Below are 1,201 nucleotides of genomic sequence, written 5' to 3'. Positions count from 1 at the left end.
TGAGCTGGTCAAGTTTCTGAGACACGAACTTTGATTTTTTCTTATTAAACTCAGGCCGCGAGAGCCAAAGAATTCTGCTCCCAATACCAGTCGAGCAACATCTGAGGACTCAACCCGCCATTAGTCGTATGCGGACGCTTCCTGTTGTACCAAATCTCAATGAACTCCATAACCGCGGTACGCGCCGCAACCCGGCTCGTAAACGCCCGATGATGGTACATCTCGTTCTTGATCGTCGAGAACGCCGACTCAGCAACGGCATTGTCCCAACACACTCCGGTACGGCCCATTGACTGCCGCACACCATTCTCAGAGCACCACGCTTGAAATGCATCTGACGTGTACTGAGTTCCGCGGTCTGAATGAAAAACAGTCCCAGCGCTGATGAAACCACGCGACATCGCGAGCTGCATCGCATCGATAACCAGTTGCGTTTGCATGTTCGCACCCATTGACCACCCAACGATCTGACGTGAATACAAGTCGATCACCGTCGCCAGATACAGCCACCCTTCACCGGTTCGCAAGTAGGTAATATCGCCCACCAACTTGGTTCCAGGTCGGGACGAACGAAAATCACGGCGGCCGAGCTTATCGACCATATGATTCTTGATATGAGCGGTCCTGGCTTGCTGGTCATGCACCGTGGTGACTTTGAAAGCACTCACTCGCTTAGCCTTGAGCCCGTGCTCGTTCATGATCGACAACACCGTGGATTTCGGCACGTACTGCTTGTGGTTGTTGCGAATCAAATCCACTAATTGGCCGGCACCGGCCACCCCGTTAGAAGCCTCGTACTCGGTCAGGACCAGAACGGTGCGCATAGCCCGCAGGGCCTTGGCTTCGCTGAGCTCAGTGGACGGGTTCAACCACCGGTAATACGAAGCGCGCGAGACCTCTAGCTGCTGGCACATCCAGTTCACCGGATACTTCGCGCTGTGTTCCTTGATGAATCGGAAGATCGCGTTTATTTCTTGCCCTTCGAGGCGAAATAGGCGCTGACATCTTTTAAAAATTCGTTCTCCCGTTTCACCTCCGCCAATTCCCGGCGCAGCTTCTCGTGCTGGGCCCATTCCACCGGTCCGCGTTCCTCGGTTTCGGTCTCTGGATGCTCGGTTCGGTAGGCGCGAACCCAGTTCCCAAGGGTGCCTTCGTTGATTCCCAGTGATTCTGAAACCTCGACCAGGCTTTTTCCTGAGGA

General features: G+C 54.3%; 1 protein-coding gene. It reads right to left on the bottom strand.

Annotated features, from left to right (window positions below; all coding sequences use genetic code 11):
- Positions 1–50: 50 nt before the first annotated feature.
- Positions 51–1,201 (bottom strand): IS3-like element ISAar37 family transposase gene (locus CIK76_RS15265; RefSeq protein WP_096287970.1). Its coding sequence is split into 2 segments (ribosomal slippage), with 1,152 coding nucleotides annotated over them: positions 51–1,015 and positions 1,015–1,201; the frame shifts between segments, so codons are not numbered across the junction. This gene is flagged as partial in the annotation.

It is taken from the genome of Glutamicibacter sp. BW80, assembly GCF_002332385.1.
Taxonomy (GTDB): domain Bacteria; phylum Actinomycetota; class Actinomycetes; order Actinomycetales; family Micrococcaceae; genus Glutamicibacter.
The sequence above is the reverse complement of the archived record's forward strand: the minus strand, read 5'-3'. Positions and strand labels throughout refer to the sequence as shown.